The sequence below is a fragment of the Enterocloster sp. 210928-DFI.2.20 genome, from assembly GCF_020554465.1.
GTDB classification, from domain to species: Bacteria; Bacillota; Clostridia; order Lachnospirales; family Lachnospiraceae; genus Enterocloster; species Enterocloster bolteae.
Window position 1 is genome coordinate 60,528 of sequence record NZ_JAJCHK010000004.1, and the last position, 20,803, is coordinate 81,330.

The window sequence follows — 20,803 nt, forward strand, 5'->3', positions numbered from 1 at the left end:
CCCGCCTCAACAGGCGGGTCTCATAGATTCAGATACAGGAGACGAGTAATATGGAAGAAGCCCTGATTAAGCGGGTGCTTCCCCACAGTCTGGAGGCGGAACAGTCGGTCATCGGTTCCATGCTCATGGACAGGGAGGCAGTGATTGCCGCATCGGAGATTGTGACGGGAAGTGATTTTTACCAGCAGCAGTACGGAATCATGTTTGACGCCATGGTAGAGCTGTTCAATGAAGGCAAGCCCGTGGACCTGGTAACCCTCCAGGACCGTCTGAAGGAAAAGGATGTGCCTCCTGAGGTTAGCAGCCTGGATTTTGTACGGGATATTGTGACCATGGTGCCTACGTCTGCCAATGTAAGGTCCTATGCCACCATTGTCGGGGAGAAGGCAGTGCTGCGAAGGCTGATTAAAACCACGGAGGAGATTGCCAATACCTGTTACGCCGGAAAGGAGCCCCTGGAGAACATATTGGCAGACACGGAGAAATCCGTTTTTAACCTGCTGCAAAACCGCGGGGGACAGGATTTCGTGCCCATCAAGCAGGTGGCCATCAACGTGCTGGAGAAGATTGAGGATGCCTATAAGAACCAGGGAACGGTCACGGGTATACCTTCCGGTTTTATTGACCTGGATTATAAGCTTTCAGGTTTTCAGCCTTCGGATTTCATTCTGATAGCAGCCCGTCCTTCCATGGGTAAGACGGCCTTTGTCCTGAACGTGGTGGACTATGTGGCGGTGCGCAAGAGCCTGCCCTGTATGGTGTTCAGCCTGGAGATGTCCAAGGAGCAGCTGGTGAACCGTATGCTTTCCATGGAGTCCAATGTGGATTCCCAGAAGCTGCGTACCGGCTCCCTGACGGATTCTGACTGGGATGCGGTGGTGGAGGGTATCGGCGTCATAGGAAATTCCAAGCTGATAATTGATGACACCCCCGGTATATCCATATCAGAGCTGCGATCCAAGTGCAGGAAGATGAAGCTGGAGTATGGACTCAGCGTTGTAATTATCGACTACCTGCAGCTCATGAGCGGCAGCAAGAAGGGCGGAGGCGATAACCGCCAGCAGGAGATTTCCGATATCTCCCGTTCCCTGAAGGCTCTTGCCAGGGAACTTCATGCCCCTGTCATTGCCCTGTCACAGCTGTCCCGCGCCTGTGAGACCAGACAGGACCACAGGCCCATGCTCTCTGACCTTCGTGAGTCAGGGGCCATTGAGCAGGATGCGGACGTGGTTATGTTCCTGTACCGTGATGATTATTATAATAAGGATACGGAGCATCCCAACGAGGCAGAGGTAATCATAGCCAAACAGCGTAACGGCCCCATTGGAACCGTTACATTGATATGGAAACCGGAGTACACCAAGTTTGTGAATGCTGCCAGACCTCAGGGCGGCGGACAGGACGCATAAAAATTTTTCTAGGATGTCATAATATCCATTCTCAATGCATACACTAATAGTAAGGCAGGACATGCCTGTTAACTTGTGAAGGAGAGAATGGCTATGGATGAAGTACATTATCTGATATCGGATGCGTCCAAAAAGGTCGATGTGGAGGCCCATGTATTAAGGTACTGGGAAGAGGAGCTGGAACTTGATATTCCCCGTAACGAGATGGGGCACCGGTACTATACGGATTTACATATCCGCCTGTTCAAGCAGGTCAAGAACCTGAAGGAGAAGGGGTATCAGCTGAAGGCAATCAAGCATGCGCTGAACCAGGTCCTGAAAAAGGACGGTAAGGCCCAGGGAGAGCTGTCCGATGAAATCCTGGAGCGCGACATGAGCGCGGCGCTTAAGGAATTTAAAGAGGAAGACAGCGCAACGTCCCTCAGCACTGTGAAGGGCGATGGTGTGTCCGTGGTCGCCATGGAAGAGAAGATGGAACAGTTTCAGCAGATCATGAACCTGATTATTGGACGTGCCCTTGAAGTGAACAATGAAAAACTGAGCCAGGATATCAGCTGTCTGGTCAATGAGAAGATGGGCAAGGAACTGGAGTTTTTGTTCCAGGCTTCGGACCAGAAGGAGGAGGAACGGTTCCGCCAGCTGGACGAGACGCTCAGAAGCTACCAGAAGGGCGGACAGGCAGAGGCGGCAGCGGCCAAGGTTCCCTTTTTTAAGCGGCGCAGATTTGGGCGAAGCGGAAAAAAGCTCAGGGATGGAAAGTAATTGCAGATACAGCAGGAGACGGCACCTGCACCAGTGGATTAACACCATGGTGCAGGTGTCTTTTTCTGTTGTTTTTCCATTTTTTTATAAACAGGGAATGGTTATTTTATAGTACTTTCAATTTTCTTACGACCTTAATTTTTGTATCGCTATTCCTTAAGAAATGTGTTAGAATGAATTTGATTTGAGCTTTTTGACATAAGAAGAAGCAGGAAGGATAAGTTCTTCATGAATTCAAAATACAGAAAATATGTTACATATACGGCAGCCGTAGGCGTGCTGACCCTCAGCTCTGTCCTGGGCGGCTGCACCAAGAAATCCACATCAGAGGTGGGGGATGCCACGCCTTCAGAGGTCAATGTTATACAGGCTGTGCCTGAGACCATTGCCCAGCTGGGCCTGAACGGGCAGGTGCTGCCGGGACTGAACGATATTAACCTGCCGGACGCGGAGCCGGCACCTGAGTACCTGAGAATTGGGGTGCGCCATGAGATCATCAAGAGACTGCAGCAGCGTCTCATGGACCTGGGGTTCATGGACAATGATGAGCCCACGGATTATTTCGGAGAGATGACCCAGCAGGCAGTCAAGCATTTCCAGAGGCAGAATGAGCTGCCTACAGACGGTATTGTGGGCAATGTTACCTGGGATGCCATTATGTCTCCGGATGCCAAGTATTATGCGGTTTCCAAGGGAACTCAGGGTGATGATATTGAGCGCATCCAGCAGCGTCTTTATGAGCTGGGATACCTGGCAACCGCTGATTTGGTCACAGGCAACTTCGGTGATTCCACGGAGGCAGCCGTGTTAAAGCTCCAGGAGGTCAATGGACTGGAGCAGGATGGAAAGGTGGGACAGAGGACCATCAATCTGCTGTACAGCGATGAGATTAAACCTAATTTCCTTTCTTACGGTGAGAAGAGCGATGTGGTCCTGGCCTGCCAGGAGCGTCTTAAGGAATTGGGATATCTGACCACTACCCCGGACGGGGCTTACGGTGAGGACACGGTAGTGGCTGTGAAGCAGTTCCAGGCCAGAAACGACCAGGTGGTGGACGGCTATCTGGGACCATCCACCAGAATTGCTTTAAACAGCCCGGACGCCAGGGCCAATGGCCTGATGCTGGGTGAGCGCGGTGACGCGGTTACCAAGGTGCAGCAGCTTCTTAACAAACACGGTTATCTGGTTTCCGGCAACGTGACCGGATATTACGGTGAAGCCACGGAGAACGCTGTCAGGAACTTCCAGTCACGCAACGGACTGACCTCTGACGGTCTGGTAGGCGTTCAGACCATGGCCAAGCTGACCGGCGACAATGTAAGGCGTCCGGCGGCTAATTCCAGCGGTTCCGGCACCACCACGAGACCTAACAATTCAGGAAACAGCGGCAATACAGGAAATAACGGCGGTTCCGGCAATACGGGCAAGCCTTCCGGCAATACCACGCCGCCTGTGAGCATACCGGCAAGCGGAGGCGCATCCGCACTTATATCGGTTGCCTCATCCAAACTCGGGTCACCGTATGTATGGGGAGCAAAAGGACCGAACTCCTTTGACTGTTCCGGTTTCATATACTGGTGTCTCAACCAGGTGGGTGTAAACCAGAGCTACCTGACTTCTTCGGGCTGGAGGAATGTGGGCCGTTACACGAAGATTACAAACTTTAATGACATCCAGGCCGGTGATATCGTGGTGGTAAGGGGCCATGTAGGTATCGCGGCAGGAGGAGGCACGGTGATTGACGCTTCTTCCAGTAACGGACGGGTGGTGCACAGAAGCCTGAGCCAGTGGTGGGCCAACAACTTTATCTGTGCATGGAGGATTTTCTAACAAACATAAAGGTACTGGAATATGAAAAGGAGGGCGTTTGGTGATGCAGACCATACTGGTATGTGATGATGACAAGCAGATTGTGGAGGCCATTGATATCTATTTGACAGGAGAAGGGTTTAAGGTAATCAAAGCTTATGACGGCTATGAGGCCCTGGAGTATCTGGATAAAAATGAAGTGGATTTATTGATTGTGGATGTGATGATGCCGGGACTGGACGGCATCCGCACCACCCTGAAGGTCAGGGAGAACAGCAGTATACCCATCATCATCCTCTCCGCCAAGTCCGAGGATGCAGATAAGATTCTGGGACTTAACATTGGGGCAGACGATTACATTACAAAGCCCTTTAATCCTCTGGAGCTGGTGGCCAGGGTCAAGTCCCAGATGCGCCGTTATACCCAGTTGGGAAACCTAAACCAGCAGGCGGACGGACAGATTTATAAGTGCGGCGGCCTTCAGATTAATGATGACAACAAAGAGGTGACCGTGGATGGCGATGCCATCAAGCTGACGCCCATCGAGTACAATATTCTGCTGCTTCTGGTGAAGAATGCGGGAAAAGTATTTTCCATTGATGAGATTTATGAGCAGATATGGAATGAGGAGGCCATTGGCGCGGATAATACAGTGGCCGTGCACATCCGCCATATCCGTGAAAAGATAGAGATTAACCCAAGGGAGCCAAAGTACCTGAAGGTGGTATGGGGCGTAGGCTATAAGATAGAAAAGCAGTAGGTGGTTGCATGACAGATGAAAAGAGGAAGTTCAGACGGAGGAAACTGTTCCTGACCCTGTTCCATATTATTTTTGTGTCTATGTCCGTATTCGGGATCAGTGCCATGTACCTTAATTCCAATTACGGAAAAGGTGTAAAGTGGATATATGAGGATGCATACGAGGATTCTCCTCAGTTTGACAAACAGCTGACAGAGGATATCGACCGCATATTTACCTATGTGGGTTATAAGGATATGTTCGAGACCGACGGAAAGCTGGATATGCATAAGGTCATTGTAAGGGTCAGCAATGGACCGGGGGAACAGGGAACGGAGTGGACTCTGGACCGGATTGTGCGCTATATCAAGACCAGGGGATATTATCTGGATGAGAATTTCCAATTGGCCGGATCGCCTATTTCCATGGACGATGACGAGGAAGAGATAACCGTGGATTTCCAGAGCTATAATCCGGATTTTGTGGATGCGGATGCAGGAGATGCTCCAAGGATGACCATGGAGGATCTGGCCCTCGATATACTGGTCCATCTGAGTGAATATTACACCATATATTATAATTACATAGAGAACGACACCAACCTCAATTTCCGTATCCAGTACACAAGCAATAAGGGGGTTACAAAGGTATCCACCAATGTGCCGGATAAGACCATGGAAGAGATAATAGGGACCGGGAAATACCTCTTTGTGCCGGGAAATACCATCCGCATGGAGACCAACATGGCCACGGTTCCTGCCAATGCGGCCACGCTTCTGGAGATATGGAATCCCTATAAAAACGATAAGAATTACATGGTCCTGTCCGTGGACACCAGCTACCCAAATACGGATGCGTATTCCATAGAGGCAAAGGCATATAAGGAAGCCAGAAACGAGTTTATTCTGGGTATGGGAAGCGTTATCCTGGGAGGCCTTGGATGTGTGGTTACACTGGCCATGCTGATGCTTATGTCAGGCCACACCACGGACGGAAGCACGGAAATACGCCTGTTCCCTATTGACGAGATTCACACGGAACTATGCCTGATTCTCTGGGCGGCGGCCACAGCGGTGTTTATCTACATAGGAAGGTATGTGGGTATCCGGCTGTTCAGCCTGTTTGCTCCCAATGAACAATGGAATTACTGGAATAAGATGATTAAACTGGTCATTGTGTACGGGAGCGTTGTATTGTGCGGCTTTGATTTGCTGCGCAGGTATAAGGCCAGGACCTTGTGGAGCAACAGCCTCGCAAAAAGGGCTTTGGAAGCTTCAAAGGACTATGTGGGTAGAGTCAGCTATGCAGTGGGCACCGGGTTCTGCTACCTGTTGTTTTTAGGATTTAACGCAGGTATGCTGTGGGGACTGATTTTCCTCTTTTTCTATAAGGAGAACAGGATAAGCTACCAGATTATGTTCTATGTATTCGTGGTGCTGTACCTGGGACTGGATGGATGGATATACCATCAGCTGTTTAAAAAATCAGTGCAGAGGGATGTGCTGGACATGGCTGTCAGCACTATCTCCCAGGGGGATACCAGCTATCAGATTGATACCTCCCGCCTGTCAGGCAAGGAGCGGGACATGGCAGAGCATCTCAATAATATCAGCAGCGGTCTGGATTCAGCTATTCAGGAGCAGGTTAAGAGCGAGCGGCTGAAGGCAAGCCTGATAACAAATGTATCCCATGACATCAAGACTCCTCTTACGTCCATTATCAATTATGTGGACCTTCTGAAACGGGAGAAAATACAGGATCCCAAGATTGCCGCATACCTGGAAGTGCTGGACCAGAAGTCTCAGCGCCTTAAGACTCTGACAGAGGACCTGGTGGAGGCATCCAAGGCCAGTTCAGGCAATATGAAGTTAGATATATCGGATATTGACCTGGTAGAGCTGGTACAGCAGACCAACGGTGAGTTTGAGGAGCGGTTTGCCATGCGCAGGCTGGAGCTGGTTTCCAACATACCGGATGAGGTGCTTATCATTCAGGCTGACGGACGCCGCCTGTGGCGTGTCCTGGAAAATCTCTATACCAATGCAGTGAAGTATGCAATGGAGCACAGCCGGGTCTATGTGGATGTGCTGGACGAGGACGGCAAGGCCATATTTACAATCAAGAATGTTTCCGAATCATCACTGAATATCAGTCCGGATGAGCTGACCGAGCGCTTTGTCAGGGGAGATGTGTCCAGGGCCACGGAGGGAAGCGGTCTGGGATTATCCATATCCAAGGATTTGACCCAGCTTCAGGGCGGTGAGTTCCAGGTGGTTATAGACGGGGATCTGTTTAAGGCTGTTGTGTCATTCCCGGTAAAGAGAGTTGAGTTTAAGGCGGACAAAACGTCTGGGGAACCCGGAGACATATCTCAGGATTTTGGCTTCGAGGAAGAAATATAATTTTAGGAAAAAAATGGAATTTGATAGAAGGATTATGATAAATATTTCACGAACAAATTGTAAAATATTTGAAAATATTGTGGAATAAATCTTGTTTATTGGTCATTATAACCATGAAGATTTTGGAAAAAAGGCGCCGGAAGATATCTTCCGGCGCCTCCTTTTTCCATGTGCAGGCGGATTTTACTGATAATCAAATACGTTAATCCAGCTTTCCAGCAGTTCCTTTTCCTCAGGACGTTTGTAAGCCAGCTGGGCAGCTGCCACGATGGGGAGCCAGCCCTGTACATAACGCTTTTCTGTGCCCGTTTTATCACAGAACAGATCCATGTACATATCAGCTATCTTCTTATCCTTCAGGCTCAGAAGCAGATAGGTTCTGGCTACATCGGCACTTGCGTTGCCCTGGGAAGCGTGTACCCAGTCAACCAGATACCATTTGCCGTCGTCGCCTACGATGATATTAGATGGGCAGAAATCTCCGTGGCACAGTTTGGTGTGCTTTGGCATGCCGTCCAGCCTTGTAAGCAGCTCATAGCGCAGGTTTTCATCCAGCTGTTCCTCGGATTTAAGGGCGCGGATGGTCTTTTCCTTCAGCTTGTTTAACAGTGGGCAGGCCTGGGCAAAAATCAACAGGTGTAAATCAACCATCTGCTCCAGATACTCCCCTGTCTTGTCGGGATTTTCTTCCATCAGCTGCTGAAGGGTCTTGCCCTCCACAAATTCCCTGGTAATAGACCATTTGCCATCAATTACAGATACCCCCAGAACCTTAGGAACATTCAGGACTTCAATGGTTTCCACACGTGCGTTGCACAGGGCTTCATTCAGGACCTCGGCTTTTGGGAAGCCTTCGCAGAATTCCTTGATGGCAGTGCTTCCGTCACGGTAAACGGATTTTGTTTCGCTACTGGAAATTAATTGTTTTGCCATAACTATACTCTCCTTCCACACATTGTAAACGGTGCTGCGACAGGTAATCCATCGCACTGCCTTTATTCTACTACAACATGACTGAAAAGTACATACCCAATTTGATAAATTTTTAACGTACTTTTAGGCATTAAAAAGTACATATTTCTTAATAACATTTCTTAAAAACGGAAGATTGCAGTTCCGTATCCAGGAAGAGGATAGGAGAAGGAATAGGGCTGTCCGTCGCATTCGCTTTTAGAGGATGAGAAACAGGGAGCTTCTGCTGCCTTATAAGCTCCGTGGTTATCCAGGAGCAGGGTGTACCTGCCGCGCTTTGGGACACCTACACGGTAATCGGGTCTCTCCACCGGAGTAAAGTTTATAATGAACATCAGGTTTTTCTTACCTGTCTCATCCCGGCGGATGAAGCTGAAGATACTTCTGTCGCCGTCATTGGCATTAATCCACTGGAAACCATTCCAGTCATTGTCCTGGCGGTAAAGGGAAGGATACTTTTTGTACAGATGGAGCAGGTCCTTTACATAGTTCTGAAGCTCCCTGTGGTCATCCTCGTCTGTGAGGTACCAGTCCAGGGAAACCTTTTCATCCCATTCATGGAGCTGGCCGAAATCCTGTCCCATGAACAGGAGCTTCTTGCCGGGATGGCCCATCATGAAGGTGTAACCGGCCTTCAGATTGGAGAACTTGTCCCTGCCCAGGCCGGGCATTTTGTTAATCATGGAGCATTTCAGGTGAACCACCTCATCGTGGGAAAGGACCAGGATATAGTTCTCACTTGTAAAGTAGGTAAGTCCGAAGGTCATGCGGTGATGGTTATATTTGCGGAAATAGGGGTCTAGCTTCATGTACTCCAGGAAGTCATGCATCCATCCCATGTTCCACTTGAAGGTAAAGCCCAGCCCGTCCTGTTCGGGATGCTCCGTCACCTTTGGCCACGCGGTGGATTCCTCGGCAATGACAAGAGCACCGTGGTTGCGCCCCTGGACTACTGTGTTCAGGTGCTTAAAGAACTCGATGGCTTCCAGGTTCTGGTTGCCTCCGTCTTTGTTGGGGACCCACTGGCCTTCCTGGCGTCCGTAGTCCAGGTACAGCATGGATGCCACCGCGTCCACCCTGAGGCCGTCCACGTGGTACTGTTCCACCCAGTAGAGCGCATTGCTGATGAGGAAGTCCTTGACCTCATTTTTACCGTAATCAAATACCTTGGTGCCCCAGTCCGGATGTTCGCCCTTCCTGGGGTCCGCATATTCAAAAAGGGGTTCTCCGTCAAAGTCAGCCAGGCCATGGGCATCCTTGGGAAAGTGGGCCGGAACCCAGTCCAGTATGACGCCTATGCCGTTTTTATGCAGGTAGTTTACGAAATACATGAACTGTTCCGGTGTGCCATAGCGGGAGGTGGGGGCAAAGTATCCCGTCACCTGATATCCCCAGGAACCGTCAAATGGATGTTCTGCAATGCCCATCAGCTCCACATGGGTATAGCCCATCTCTTTTACATAAGCTGCCAGCTCATGGGCTGCCTCCGTGTATGTATAAAAGCCGTCCTTTTCAGGCCTGTCCCGTTTACGCCAGGAACCCAGATGCACTTCGTAAATGCTCATGGGCAGCTTCTGTACATCTGCCTGGGTCCTCTTTTCGATCCAAGAGCTGTCAGTCCAGGAAAAGCCCTGGATATCGGCTGTGACAGAGGCTGTACCCGGACGGTATTCCGCGCTGAAGGCAAAGGGATCTGCCTTGTAGAGAATCTTGCCGGACTGGGTGGTAATGGCGAATTTATAGAGCTCTCCCAGCTTCATGCCCGGATTGAAAATCTCCCAGATACCGGATTCGGAGATACGTTCCATGGGGCTGGCCTCCGGATTCCAGTTGTTAAAATCGCCTACCAGATGGACCTCTTTTGCGTGGGGGGCCCAGACGGCGAAGTAGATACCTTCCTTTCCCTTGTATGTCTTGGGATGTGCCCCTAATTTCTGGTAAATATCATAGTGTGTGCCTGCCCCGAACAGATAGCAGTCCAGGTCAGATATGAAACCTGTGGCAGAAGCCTTTTTCTTTGAAGATGCTGCAGTGCGTTTTTTAGCTACCATATCAGTTCTCTCCCTTGAGTTTCAGGACAGCTCCCCAGTTGCCCTTTAGTTTTATGTGGACCTTCCCGTCTGAAATGGGGAGGCGGTCTGCGGGTTCCAGAAGATTGACTGCCTCGCCGGCCTGAAGCGGAACAGGGATGGCCAGTTCGGCCGGCTCATCGTCATTGTTTACCGCGGTGATGATGACAGAGTCTTCACCGTGTCTGGCAAATGCATACTGGCGGTTGGTCAGCAGCAGTTCCTGGTAACGGCCCGTGTGAAGCGGCTCCTGCTGGCTGTGAATCTGTCCCAGCTGTGCAATCAGGTCTGTAAGTTCGCAGTGAAGTTCACCTTCCTGCTCTATGGAGATGGCGGGACGCAGTGCTTCATCGCTGGTGTTGGTGCGCTTTCCCTCAACGCCCCATTCGCCGCCGTAATAGATGGATGGAATTCCGGGCAGTGTGAAGAGGCAGATGTATATGGGGAACAGGTGCTCCCTGAGCTTAAGCTTTGTGGCAATCCTATCCTCGTCATGATTGTCCACAAAGGTGTAAAGCTGGCGTCCGATGGCCTCCAGCCGTCTTACGTTGTGGGCAATCTCAAAGAAGTTGTGGTCATTGAAGCCGGAGTAAAGGCTTTTGTGAAGTTCGTAATTAGTGACGGAGTGAAGCATCTCATTGTTAACCCAGCGGCTGTAGTCCCCGTGTATCACCTCACCCATAAGCCAGAAATCTTCCTTCATGGCCTCTGTCTGGCTGCGCATTTCCTTCATGAAGTTAAAGTCCAGCACATTGGCGCAGTCCAGGCGTATTCCGTCAATGTCAAACTCGTCAATCCAAAACCGGATGACATCAAAGAGATAGGACCTCACATCCGGGTTAAAGAGGTTCAGGCAGGGCAGTTCAAAGTGTCCCTGCCAGGCTTCATATCCAAAGGAATCGCCGCAGGGGCTCTGCCAGTCGAAGTTCACTCCCTTATACCAGTCCTTATAAGGGGAATCCCAGCGCTTTTCCTGTATGTCCTTAAAGGCAAAAAACTCACGTCCTGTGTGATTGAACACACCGTCCACAACAACCTTTATGCCCTCCTGGTGGCATTGGTCCACAAATTTTCTGAAAGAACCGTTATCGCCCAGACGCCGGTCCACCAGTTTATAATCCCTGGTATCGTATCCATGGCTGGTGGATTCAAAAAGCGGGCCTATGTAGATGGCGTTTGCGCCCAGGGACCGGATGTGGGAAATCCACTTGTCTAATTCTTCAAAACGGTTGGTTACTTCGGTTGCATCATTGTGTTTGGGGGCTCCAGTCATCCCCAGGGGATACATGTGATAGAACACTCCCCGCTCATACCAGGTGCTCATGTTGTTTTCCTCGCAATCTTTATGTAGTCATATGTTACAGTGCCCGGAGGGGGATAGTACTGTAAGTACTAATCCTCCTGGCTTTTAAATTTACGCAGCAGGAACTGGTAGCGCAGCTGTGCCGCGTTCAGTTCGTAGATATAGCAGTCTATCAGGGTAGGGTCCACGGCCTGCTCAAAGTGGTTCCTGGCGGCTTCGATGGCACATTTTGTGCGTTCGATTTCCACGCGCAGGCGGATGAGTTCAGGTCTGGGGCGCCGCGCCCTGGTCACAGCGGACCTGGCGGCAGCAGTCTCCCTGACTGCTTTCATGATGTCAAACATATGCTTCATCTCCCAGATATTGATAGAAATAGTATATCTGGAAAATGGCATCTTATGCATGTGGGCCGGCAGAATTAAATTTTAATGCTGACTGTCAGTACAGGAATTCTTCCAGTCTGTATCCCAGCTCCATCAGCCGGCGGTTGGATTCCCTCAGGGTGAGATAATAATAGTTGGCCGTGCCTTCCTGGCGTACGCCCACAATACCCGCATCCTTTAATATTTTAAGGTGATGGGATATGGCCGGACGGGAAAGGCTGGTCCGCCGGGTAATTTCATTTACATTGAGGCCGTATTGCTCGAAATGGATGGGGCCGGGCGTCTGCCTTCTGTCAAGGGCTTCCTCTGTCAGTACCTCTATGATGGACAGACGCATCTCATCGCCCAGGGCAATGAACAGCGGCATACAGGCATGAAAACGTTTCTGCAGTTCCTGGGCAGTTGTCATCTGCCGTTTCCTCCTTTGGTTTAAAAATTTGAACCAATTTCATTTTACCATGTATAGAGAGGAAGGTCAAGGAAATCGGGTGTGAAATGCATAAAATTCACCCTTGACATCTGCTGGAAAATCCTTCATAATAAAACAACATTCAACACAGTCTATTTTATGACAGTCTGATTTATCTCAATGGTATTATTTACGTCAATGGTTTTGTATTGTCTGGCTCAGGCAGAAATTTCCTCAGAAAAAAGTGACAGATGGAACGGAGAGAGGGGGTAGTGTATTCAGTTTACATAGTTTTATGTCGTATGCCTTGTACGGCATCATGTCTTATTGTGCCTTTATGGATATCAGGCGTTACCGGATACCTAACAGGGCCCTGGCGGCGGCAGCTGCTGCAGGGCTGGCTGTTTCGGTGGAGGCCTGGGTGTCCGGAGCCGGGAATGTTGGGTTATGGGCGGCAGGCATAGGCTTTTGGATGCAGGATACTGGTTTTTGGGCGGCTGCAGCTGAGGGCGCTGCTGTATTTATAATGCGGCTGATGTTGGCGGCCGCAGCCGGTTTCCCATTTTTCCTGCTGCGGATGGTGGGGGCCGGGGATATTAAATTTATGGCCCTTGTGGCAGGCTGTTTTGGCCTGGAGAGAGGATTTTGGTCCGTTGTGATTGGTTTGTGTCTGGGAGCTGTTCTGGCTCTCGGAAAGATGCTGCGAGAGGGCAGCATATGTCAGAGATTCTTGTATTTAACTGCCTATATCAGGCGTGTGATTCAGAGTAAAGAAATTGAGGCGTACTACTGCCCGGAGCGGGATGGATATAAGTGCGTAATTCCATTGGGAGCCTGTTTTTTTGCGGGGACTCTTATTTCAGTGTTGTGGAAGGGATGAGTGATGGGTGTTAAGGTGCGTATGCGCCAGGAAGAAACGAGGTGAGAAGTGAATATATGGTAAAGATTCTGGCGGTCTATGACGCTGATCCCGCCTTTGGGGAACGGCTGGCGGATTATGTGAATCAGAAGGAAAAGATTCCGTTTACAGCCATGGCATTTTCCAGCCTGGACAGGCTTATAGAATATGGGGAAGAGCATCCCATAGAAATCCTGCTGGTAGATGAGAGTTCACGGGCGCTGGTGGGAGATGTGAAGGCAGAGCAGGTTATGGTGCTGTGTGACGGGGAGCTGGTGGATGGGCCGGATATATTTCCGGCCATCTACAAGTACCAGTCCGGGGATTGTATCATGCGTGAGGTGCTGGCTTCCTACTGCAGCCGGCCAGTGGAGCCGGCGCTGGCCCTTCTGGGGACCAGGGCCCTGGTAGTGGGAATATATTCCCCTGTGAACCGGTGCTTTAAGTCCTCGCTGGCCCTGACCATAGGGCAGGTGATGGCGAAAAAGGAGTCGGTGCTGTATCTGAATCTGGAGGAATATTCAGGATTTACCAGGCTGATTGACAGTGAGTACAAGGCCGATTTATCAGATGTTCTGTATCTGTACAGGCAGGGAGGGTATAACTGGATGAAGCTAAAGTCCATGATCAGCAACTGGGGGAATATGGATTTTATACCTCCGGTGAGGTATGCGGAGGATTTAAGCCAGGTGGCGCCGGAGGATATGGCGCAGCTCATAGACAGGATTGCGAGGGAGAGCGGCTATGACAGGCTGGTGGTGGACGTGGGCCAGATGGGAAGGGGGGCTCTTCCCGTTCTATCCATGTGTAATGTGGTGTATATGCCGGTCAGGGAGGACTATATCTCAGCCGCCAAGATAGAGGAGTTTGAGGAGTACCTGGAGGAAGCAGACGATGCCGGGGTCAGGGACAGAATCCAGAAACTGAGACTGCCCAGGCATACAGGTGTTGCGAAACAGGAAGGGTATCTGGAACAGCTGATATGGGGGGAGATGGGGGATTTTGTGCGGCAGCTTTTAAACGGAAAGCAGCCGGAGAGATAAGGAATGGAGGGAGGAGGAGTGAGAAGGGAGAGTCAGGAATAAAGAACAGGGAAAGGAAAAAGAAGGAAAATTGAGCTATGGAAGAGAGGGAGAGTAAAAGGAGGAGCCGTGAAGGTGTGCGGTGGCTCATAAGGGAGCGCATTATGGAGGAACTGCAGGAAAGGCACCATATGGACGACGGAGAACTGCTGGAAATGATTGACAGGTCCATAGGCGAGATGGGGCAGGAAATATTTCTGCCCTTAAAGGAACGGCTCTGGCTGCGCGGCAGCCTCTTTGACAGCTTCCGTCGTCTGGATATCCTGCAGGAGCTTATTGACGACAGCTCCGTGTCGGAAATCATGGTGAATGGAGCAGGAAAGATATTTATGGAGAGAAACGGAAGAATGGAATTATGGGACAGGAATTTTGAGAGGCCGGAACAGCTGGAGGATATCATACAGCAGATTGTAAGCAGGGTCAACCGTGTGGTGAATGTGTCCTCTCCTATGGTGGATGCCAGGCTGGAAGATGGTTCCAGGGTCCATGTGGTTCTGCCGCCTGTGGCTCTTGATGGTCCTGTTGTTACTATAAGGAAATTCCCTGACCCGATTACCATGGAAAAGCTGATTCGTTTCAAAGCCATAAGTACGGAGGCAGCGGGCTTTCTGGAGCAGCTGGTGGAGGATGGATGCAATATGTTTATCAGCGGAGGGACAAACTCCGGAAAAACCACATTCCTGAATGCATTGTCATCCTTCATACCCTCCGGTGAGCGTGTAATAACCATTGAGGATTCTGCTGAATTGCAGATAACACAGGTTCCAAATCTTGTGCGTCTGGAGACAAGAAACGCCAATACGGAGGGAGAAGGGGAAATTACCATGAGCCAGCTGATTAAGGCGGCTCTGCGCATGAACCCCAATCGCATTGTAGTGGGCGAAGTGAGGGGGAAGGAGGCTTTGGACATGCTCCAGGCCATGAACACAGGCCATCCCGGAAGTCTTTCCACAGGTCATGGGAACAGCCCGCGGGACATGATAAGCAGACTGGAAACCATGGTGCTGATGGCGGCGGACCTTCCGCTGGCAGCAATCAGGAGCCAGATTGTGTCGGCCCTGGACATCATGGTCCATCTGGGCCGGCTGAAGGATGGGAAAAGAAGAGTTTTATCCATTATGAGAATAGGAGGTTTGCAGAATGGAGAGGTGGAGCTGGAACCATTGTTTGAATACGACGGTAAGGAGGACCGGCTTTGTCAGAAAGGGGGAAGGACACAGGCGGGACCTGGTTAGGCAGGAAATTGCCAGGAGGAAACCGGAAAAGAAGGTTCCCAGGGCCAGGCCTCCCGACCGGGTGGATTACAGTACCTACAGACTTACTGCCGGAGAGTGGCTGTTATACGGAGCTCTGGGGGTGGGAGCCTGTGGGCTGGCATCCTATGTCTTTTACCGCAGTGTGGTGGTGTTCCTGATTCTGATGCCTGTTGGAGCCTGTTATCCTTTATACAGGAGATCGAATTTGAAGAAGGAGAGGGCCCGGCGGCTGGAACTGCAGTTCAAGGAGGGAATCCAGGTTCTGTCCTCCTTCCTGAGCGCAGGGTATTCATTGGAAAACGGACTTACCCTTAGCATAAAGGAGCTGGAAATACTGTTTGGAAGGAGGGAGATGATTACAGAAGAATTCCGGATCCTCTCCGATGGAATCCGGATGAACCGTCCGGCAGAGGAGCTGTTTATGGATTTTGGCCGGCGCAGCGGAGTGGAGGATGTGGACAATTTTGCCCAGGTCCTGTCAGCGGCTAAACGAAGCGGAGGCGAGCTGGTGGAAATCATCCGGCAGACAGCGGGAATTATCAGGGACAAGGTACAGGTCAAGGAGGAGATACACACCATGCTTGCCTCCAGGATTTTCGAACAGAGAATTATGAATCTGATACCGTTCTTGATTGTGCTCTACATTGACCTTACATCCCCTGGTTTTTTCAGCGTGATGTACGGTACCTGGATGGGACGGAGTGTGATGACCATGTGTCTGGCGGCCTATGCGGGTGCGCTGGTTCTGGCCGGTAAGATACTGGACATTGAGGTGTGAAAGGCAGGTGAGGCGGACGATAAAGGTGAGAAAAAGACCGGAAGAGAGGCTTCATGCCTGGATTGGCCGGAAGCAGATCCTTTGTCTTATGGCTGGCCTTTTCATAGGAATGGCGGCTCAGTTGTGGCAGCGTACAGACAGTGCGCTTTTGGAAGGAGATACCCTGGCCAGGGGAAATTATGGGCAGGGGGATCAGACATACAGCCTGATAGTGGAGGGGCTTGGGGAGAAGGAGGTTCCTGTGGAAATGGTCCTGTCAGAAAGGATGTATACAAAACAGGAGGCACATAAGACTTATGAGGCTGTGATGGTCCAGCTTCCGCAGCTCATACTTGGGAATAATCCGTCTCTTGAGGATGTAAGGCAGGATCTGAACCTGCTTACATATCTGGACAGCTATGGAATAAGGCTCAGGTGGGAATCGGATGAGCCAGAGCTTTTGGATTCCTTCGGTGAACTGCATGTGCAGGAGCTGAAACAGAGGGGGATAGGCGAACAGGGAATCAAAATCAGCCTGCATGTGCGCATGACAGAGGGAAACTGGCCGGAGGAGTATGAACTGTCTGTGTGCGTAAAGCCGCCGGTGCTTACGCAACAGGAACAGACGGAGGAAGCATTTGTGGAATTTCTTAAGAGCCAGGATGAATTGCAGTCCTACACTGCTTATATGAAGCTTCCGGAGGAATATCAGGGACAGAGCCTGAAATACAGCCTGCCGGAGGAGTCTGTGTTTGTTCCTGTGATGGGATTGGGGGTGGCAGGAGCTGTATTATGTTTTTTCGGGGACCAGGCCAGGCAGCAAAACAGGACAGAGGAGAGAAAACGCCAGCTGGCGCTGGATTACCCTGAGGTATTGTCCAGGCTGACCATTTTTCTGGGCGCAGGCATGAGTATCCGCACAGCCTGGGATAAGATTGCCCTGGAATACAAAATGATGGTGGAGCAGGGAAGGCGCAGGAAACGGTATGTATATGAAGAAATGTATGAAACCAGCTGTCAGATGAAGGGGGGAGTGCCGGAGGGCAAGGCATTTGAGGAGTTTGGACGGCGGTGCGGGCTTCAGTCTTATATGAAACTGGGAGGTCTGCTGGAGCAGAACCGTAAAAATGGTTCAAAGAATCTCAGGAATCTGCTGCGTACAGAGATGACAGATGCATTTGAACAGAGAAAACACCAGGCCAGGCGCCTGGGAGAGGAAGCAGGGACAAAACTGCTGCTTCCTCTGTTCATTCTCTTGTCCGTGGTCATGGTCATGATCGCTGTTCCGGCACTGATGGAATTCAAATAAAATATAAGGAGGAGCGTAATGAAGTTAGGAAAGGAAATCAGGGAGTTCTGGAAGGACGAACAGGGGGTGGGAGTGATTGAGCTGGTGTTGGTATTGGTGGTTCTTATAGGCTTGGTCATTATCTTTAAAAAGCAGATAACCACCTTACTCCAAAATATTTTTAAGGAGATAAACAGCCAGTCAAAAGAGGTGTATTAATGTGCAGGAAAGGTGAGATTACGGTATTTCTGGCAATGATACTGTTCAGTGTCTGCGCACTGCTGTGTGTGATTGTGGAATCGGCCCGCACAGCAGGCGCCAGATGCTATCTGCGGATGGCTGTGGATTCATCCGCAGATTCCCTTATGGCCCAGTATCACCGGGAACTGTGGAATAAGTACCGGATATTGGGGCTTGAGTATGACAAGGCAGAGACACTGGAGAAGGAGTTCAGGGAATTTATGAGGCCCTATATGGAGGCTGAAAATTGGTATCCCATGAAGGCGGAGCAGATTCGGATAACAGATATGACGGATCTTACCCAGGGGGACGGAAGATATTTTGAACAGGAAATACTGGATTATATGAAGTATGGTCTGTTGGATGCAGATTGGGACGAGCTGGATGAAGCCGGCGCATCAGAACTGTTGGAGGCCTGGAAAGAGGGAAACAGTGTTAACCGCGTTTCAGAACTATATGCCGCCCATTCCAGGGAAGCTGTAAAGGTGGAAAAGGCGCTGGAGATAATCAACAGTACACTTTTGGCCCAGAGGGAACGGTGGGAACAGGGGAAGGGCTGCCTGGACCAGCTGGATGGGGGAGGATTTGTATCCCAGGCCAATAAATTGATACGGGAGCTGGAACGGCTTCCGGGCCAGGTAAACTCCTATGAAAAGCGGGCCGATGAATTGTATGAGAAATTGGCAGACAGCAGAGAACGTTTTTTGGAAGAAGCCAGTGACCTGAGTGGGGATGTGAGGGCTGGCCTGGAGGAGGAAATCAGACAGTATGAGGCATATGCGGCCCAGGATGGACAGCGCCGCAGGGAGGTTGAGGCGCTGACAAATCTGAGCCGGGACAGAATACTGTGGATTAGGGATGTGATTGATATGGCGGAGGCGGTAATGGAGTATATCAGCAGCTGGGAGCCGGAGGATGAAGACGATGAGCTGGACGAGGATGCCTTATGGCAGCCGGTAAGGGCGCGCTGGTCCCAGTACGGCATGCTTACACTGGGAGTGGAATTCGGGGTCCGGGATAAGGAAAAGGAAGGTTTTCTGGAACAAGTAGGAAATATGGCAGGAAGAGAAATGCTGGAATTAGTATTACCGGAGGGAACCGTTGTTTCTGGGACAGCCCTCAGGCTTTCCGGCACACCGTCCGTCCAGAGGAAAACAGACGGCGGTGGATGGAAGGAAACAGACCAGGATGGAGATTCTAAGAGCACCGGCTTTTTGACCGGAGTCAGGACACTGATACAGCGCCTGTTGATTGGAGAATATGATATTCGTTTTTTTAAAGGGTTTAAAAAAGAGATGCAGAAGGGGGAATTTTATGAGCTAGAATATATCATTCATGGAAAGGAAAAGGACAGGGACAATTTAAGCGGTGTGGCGGCGCGCCTGGTTGCATTTAGAGAGGGACTCAATCTGGTACATATTCTGTCAGATGCCGGAAAACGCCAGGAAGCGCGTAATCTGGCTCTGACCATTGTGGGAGGGACCGGGATTTTGCCACTTGTATCAGTGGTGGCATTTTTTATCATGGCAGTATGGGCTCTGGGAGAGGCTCTGCTGGATGTGCGGTACCTTCTGGAAGGGAAAAGGGTACCGGTCTTTAAGACTGGATCCGACTGGAAACTGGATTTGGCCGGACTTTTGGAGATGGGAAGGAGCGGAAGCCTGATTGATGAAGAAGGAGGAAATGGAAGCGGAGCTGATTATAAGGGCTATCTGCGGATACTTATATTCGGCGCTTATGACACGGATCTGGTTTACCGGATGATGGATGTAATGCAGATTGTCACTGCGGTGAAGCAGCCTGGATTTTCTTTGGCAAACTGTGTATGTACGGTGGATGCAGAAGCTCTTGTCAGTGGAAAACATGTGTTTTTTTCAAATGGATTGTGGAAAAGCCGGGGACGGGAAGACGGTTACGCATATGACACGCGTATGGCTGTAGCCGGGAGCTACCTGGAAGACTACAAAAGCCCATAAAGACGGGAACTGTAAATTTTTAGGAATGGGGAAAGGAGGTTCATGATGATGCCCTTTTTTCTGGTGCAGAATAAAAAATCAAATCCGTATTGTCCATATAAAAAAACAGCAAAAATAAATACAACCGCACCTCTCCAAGTACGTAAATGCTGTCGACTGTTCCATGGAAAAAGGGCATTATCATGGAACTCCTGCCAGATGCAGGGGAGTCTCTCCGTAGAGGCTGCTCTCAGTCTGTCCCTGTTCCTGTTCTTTTGTTTCTGTCTGATTATGCCTATGAAGATGCTGGACCGTCAGAGACAGATACAGGCTGTAATGGAATCCGTGGGGGAGGAGCTGAGTCAGTATGCCTATGTGGAATACTGTTTCCGTAGCGCAGAGGAAGGAGGTGCAGAGGTGGATGTGGGAAGAGCAGAGGATACAGCCACCTCTGTTTTGGCAGCAGCTTATGCTTCCGCCAGAATATTGGGAGAGATTAACAGGGAGTGGGTGGAAGCCGTATCATTTGAGGGGACGGACATAGGGGAAGATGAGATGGTCCATATCGTGATGAGATATAGGATGCGTCTTCCCTTTTCCGTATTAGGAGTCAGCAGCATTCCCGTGGAACAGGTATGCAGCCGCAGAATGTGGAATGGAGCAGATGGGGGACGTTTTGGGGATGGTGACAGGGATGGGAATGGAGAAGAAGATGAGATAGTATACATTGGAAAAAACTCCACCCGCTATCACCGCTTAAGGACCTGCCACTATCTGTACAATGATTTAAAGGCAGTGGATTTAGGGGCTGTGGGGGAACTGCGGAATGAGGCAGGAGGAAGGTATTCTTCCTGTGGGACATGCGGTGGGGGAAGCGGAGGCACAGGAAGCGGGGGCGCGGGAAGCGGCAGTATGGGGAGCAGCGGTACGGTTTATGTCATGCCATATGGTTCAAGCTACCATGTGTCTAAAAGCTGCCGGTCCATCATTGCGTATGTTCAGGAGGTTCCATTGACGCAGGTGGAATATCTGGGGGAGTGTTCTTATTGCAGAGGAAAGTGATGTGGGAG

General features: G+C 50.4%; 18 protein-coding genes. 13 read left to right on the plus strand and 5 right to left on the minus strand.

Annotated elements, in window-relative coordinates:
- Positions 1–50 precede the first annotated feature (50 nt).
- The 5 genes from dnaB to LI015_RS05975 all read left to right on the plus strand — a co-directional run bounded on the left by dnaB (position 51) and on the right by LI015_RS05975 (position 7,121).
- The gene (gene dnaB / locus LI015_RS05955) at positions 51–1,409 is read left to right on the plus strand and encodes a replicative DNA helicase (RefSeq protein ID WP_002566382.1); all 1,359 of its coding nucleotides are present in this window, start codon (positions 51–53) and stop codon (positions 1,407–1,409) included.
- A 93-nt stretch (positions 1,410–1,502) separates the two neighbouring features.
- Complete coding sequence (locus LI015_RS05960) at positions 1,503–2,171, plus strand: MerR family transcriptional regulator (protein WP_002566381.1); 669 nt, start codon at positions 1,503–1,505, stop codon at positions 2,169–2,171.
- A 228-nt stretch (positions 2,172–2,399) separates the two neighbouring features.
- Positions 2,400–4,001 (plus strand): C40 family peptidase, encoded by a 1,602-nt coding sequence (locus LI015_RS05965; RefSeq protein ID WP_002566380.1) that lies wholly within the window; start codon positions 2,400–2,402, stop codon positions 3,999–4,001.
- A 43-nt stretch (positions 4,002–4,044) separates the two neighbouring features.
- Positions 4,045–4,740 (plus strand): response regulator transcription factor, encoded by a 696-nt coding sequence (locus LI015_RS05970; RefSeq protein ID WP_002566379.1) that lies wholly within the window; start codon positions 4,045–4,047, stop codon positions 4,738–4,740.
- Positions 4,741–4,748: 8 nt separating this feature from the next.
- Complete coding sequence (locus tag LI015_RS05975) at positions 4,749–7,121, plus strand: sensor histidine kinase (protein WP_002571080.1); 2,373 nt, start codon at positions 4,749–4,751, stop codon at positions 7,119–7,121.
- 183 nt (positions 7,122–7,304) lie between these two features.
- Here LI015_RS05975 and LI015_RS05980 read toward each other — a convergent pair whose 3' ends face one another.
- The 5 genes from LI015_RS05980 to LI015_RS06000 all read right to left on the minus strand — a co-directional run bounded on the left by LI015_RS05980 (position 7,305) and on the right by LI015_RS06000 (position 12,257).
- Complete coding sequence (locus LI015_RS05980) at positions 7,305–8,054, minus strand: phosphotransferase family protein (protein WP_002570496.1); 750 nt, start codon at positions 8,052–8,054, stop codon at positions 7,305–7,307.
- A 161-nt stretch (positions 8,055–8,215) separates the two neighbouring features.
- The gene (gene glgB / locus LI015_RS05985) at positions 8,216–10,144 is read right to left on the minus strand and encodes a 1,4-alpha-glucan branching protein GlgB (RefSeq protein WP_002566376.1); all 1,929 of its coding nucleotides are present in this window, start codon (positions 10,142–10,144) and stop codon (positions 8,216–8,218) included.
- 1 nt (position 10,145) lies between these two features.
- Positions 10,146–11,486, minus strand: coding sequence for an alpha-amylase family glycosyl hydrolase (locus tag LI015_RS05990; RefSeq protein ID WP_002566375.1), 1,341 nt, complete (start codon positions 11,484–11,486; stop codon positions 10,146–10,148).
- 68 nt (positions 11,487–11,554) lie between these two features.
- On the minus strand, positions 11,555–11,869 hold the full coding sequence (locus tag LI015_RS05995; protein ID WP_007035993.1) for a YaaL family protein: 315 nt from the start codon (positions 11,867–11,869) through the stop codon (positions 11,555–11,557).
- 34 nt (positions 11,870–11,903) lie between these two features.
- A complete protein-coding gene (locus LI015_RS06000) occupies positions 11,904–12,257 on the minus strand; it encodes an ArsR/SmtB family transcription factor (RefSeq protein ID WP_002566373.1) in 354 nt (117 codons plus the stop codon).
- A gap of 295 nt (positions 12,258–12,552) precedes the next feature.
- On the opposite strand from LI015_RS06000, the gene LI015_RS06005 reads away from it, so the two are divergent.
- The 8 genes from LI015_RS06005 (at position 12,553) to LI015_RS06040 (ending at position 20,795) form a co-directional block, all read left to right on the plus strand.
- Positions 12,553–13,137 carry a prepilin peptidase gene (locus tag LI015_RS06005; protein ID WP_289302125.1) on the plus strand — a complete coding sequence of 195 codons (585 nt, stop codon included), beginning with the start codon at positions 12,553–12,555 and terminating at the stop codon, positions 13,135–13,137.
- A gap of 56 nt (positions 13,138–13,193) precedes the next feature.
- On the plus strand, positions 13,194–14,198 hold the full coding sequence (locus tag LI015_RS06010; RefSeq protein ID WP_002570494.1) for a hypothetical protein: 1,005 nt from the start codon (positions 13,194–13,196) through the stop codon (positions 14,196–14,198).
- A 77-nt stretch (positions 14,199–14,275) separates the two neighbouring features.
- Positions 14,276–15,472: a CpaF family protein gene (locus LI015_RS06015; RefSeq protein ID WP_002566370.1), complete on the plus strand. Its 1,197-nt coding sequence runs from the start codon at positions 14,276–14,278 to the stop codon at positions 15,470–15,472.
- Positions 15,473–15,533: 61 nt separating this feature from the next.
- Positions 15,534–16,271, plus strand: a complete 738-nt coding sequence (locus tag LI015_RS06020; protein WP_002566369.1) for a type II secretion system F family protein — start codon at positions 15,534–15,536, stop codon at positions 16,269–16,271.
- A gap of 7 nt (positions 16,272–16,278) precedes the next feature.
- Positions 16,279–17,559, plus strand: coding sequence for a hypothetical protein (locus tag LI015_RS06025; RefSeq protein ID WP_119205512.1), 1,281 nt, complete (start codon positions 16,279–16,281; stop codon positions 17,557–17,559).
- A gap of 18 nt (positions 17,560–17,577) precedes the next feature.
- Complete coding sequence (locus LI015_RS06030; protein ID WP_002566367.1) at positions 17,578–17,757, plus strand: Flp1 family type IVb pilin; 180 nt, start codon at positions 17,578–17,580, stop codon at positions 17,755–17,757.
- The gene (locus tag LI015_RS06035; RefSeq protein WP_002570491.1) at positions 17,757–19,754 is read left to right on the plus strand and encodes a DUF5702 domain-containing protein; all 1,998 of its coding nucleotides are present in this window, start codon (positions 17,757–17,759) and stop codon (positions 19,752–19,754) included. Before LI015_RS06030 ends, LI015_RS06035 begins: the two co-directional genes overlap by 1 nt.
- Before the next feature lie 45 nt (positions 19,755–19,799).
- Positions 19,800–20,795 carry a hypothetical protein gene (locus tag LI015_RS06040; RefSeq protein ID WP_038294445.1) on the plus strand — a complete coding sequence of 332 codons (996 nt, stop codon included), beginning with the start codon at positions 19,800–19,802 and terminating at the stop codon, positions 20,793–20,795.
- Positions 20,796–20,803 lie beyond the last annotated feature (8 nt).

What these genes read in the sequence shown, in the direction of transcription:
- dnaB (WP_002566382.1), top strand. Translation starts at nt 51, where the DNA reads ATGGAAGAAGCCCTGATTAAGCGGGTGCTTCCCCACAGTCTGGAGGCG.
- LI015_RS05970 (WP_002566379.1), top strand. Translation starts at nt 4,045, where the DNA reads ATGCAGACCATACTGGTATGTGATGATGACAAGCAGATTGTGGAGGCC.
- LI015_RS06035 (WP_002570491.1), top strand. Translation starts at nt 17,757, where the DNA reads ATGTGCAGGAAAGGTGAGATTACGGTATTTCTGGCAATGATACTGTTC.
- LI015_RS06000 (WP_002566373.1), bottom strand. Translation starts at nt 12,257, where the DNA reads ATGACAACTGCCCAGGAACTGCAGAAACGTTTTCATGCCTGTATGCCG.
- LI015_RS05995 (WP_007035993.1), bottom strand. Translation starts at nt 11,869, where the DNA reads ATGCATAAGATGCCATTTTCCAGATATACTATTTCTATCAATATCTGG.
- glgB (WP_002566376.1), bottom strand. Translation starts at nt 10,144, where the DNA reads ATGGTAGCTAAAAAACGCACTGCAGCATCTTCAAAGAAAAAGGCTTCT.
- LI015_RS05980 (WP_002570496.1), bottom strand. Translation starts at nt 8,054, where the DNA reads ATGGCAAAACAATTAATTTCCAGTAGCGAAACAAAATCCGTTTACCGT.
- LI015_RS05965 (WP_002566380.1), top strand. Translation starts at nt 2,400, where the DNA reads ATGAATTCAAAATACAGAAAATATGTTACATATACGGCAGCCGTAGGC.
- LI015_RS05975 (WP_002571080.1), top strand. Translation starts at nt 4,749, where the DNA reads ATGACAGATGAAAAGAGGAAGTTCAGACGGAGGAAACTGTTCCTGACC.
- LI015_RS06010 (WP_002570494.1), top strand. Translation starts at nt 13,194, where the DNA reads ATGGTAAAGATTCTGGCGGTCTATGACGCTGATCCCGCCTTTGGGGAA.
- LI015_RS06030 (WP_002566367.1), top strand. Translation starts at nt 17,578, where the DNA reads ATGAAGTTAGGAAAGGAAATCAGGGAGTTCTGGAAGGACGAACAGGGG.
- LI015_RS06040 (WP_038294445.1), top strand. Translation starts at nt 19,800, where the DNA reads ATGATGCCCTTTTTTCTGGTGCAGAATAAAAAATCAAATCCGTATTGT.
- LI015_RS05960 (WP_002566381.1), top strand. Translation starts at nt 1,503, where the DNA reads ATGGATGAAGTACATTATCTGATATCGGATGCGTCCAAAAAGGTCGAT.
- LI015_RS06005 (WP_289302125.1), top strand. Translation starts at nt 12,553, where the DNA reads ATGTCGTATGCCTTGTACGGCATCATGTCTTATTGTGCCTTTATGGAT.
- LI015_RS06015 (WP_002566370.1), top strand. Translation starts at nt 14,276, where the DNA reads ATGGAAGAGAGGGAGAGTAAAAGGAGGAGCCGTGAAGGTGTGCGGTGG.
- LI015_RS05990 (WP_002566375.1), bottom strand. Translation starts at nt 11,486, where the DNA reads ATGAGCACCTGGTATGAGCGGGGAGTGTTCTATCACATGTATCCCCTG.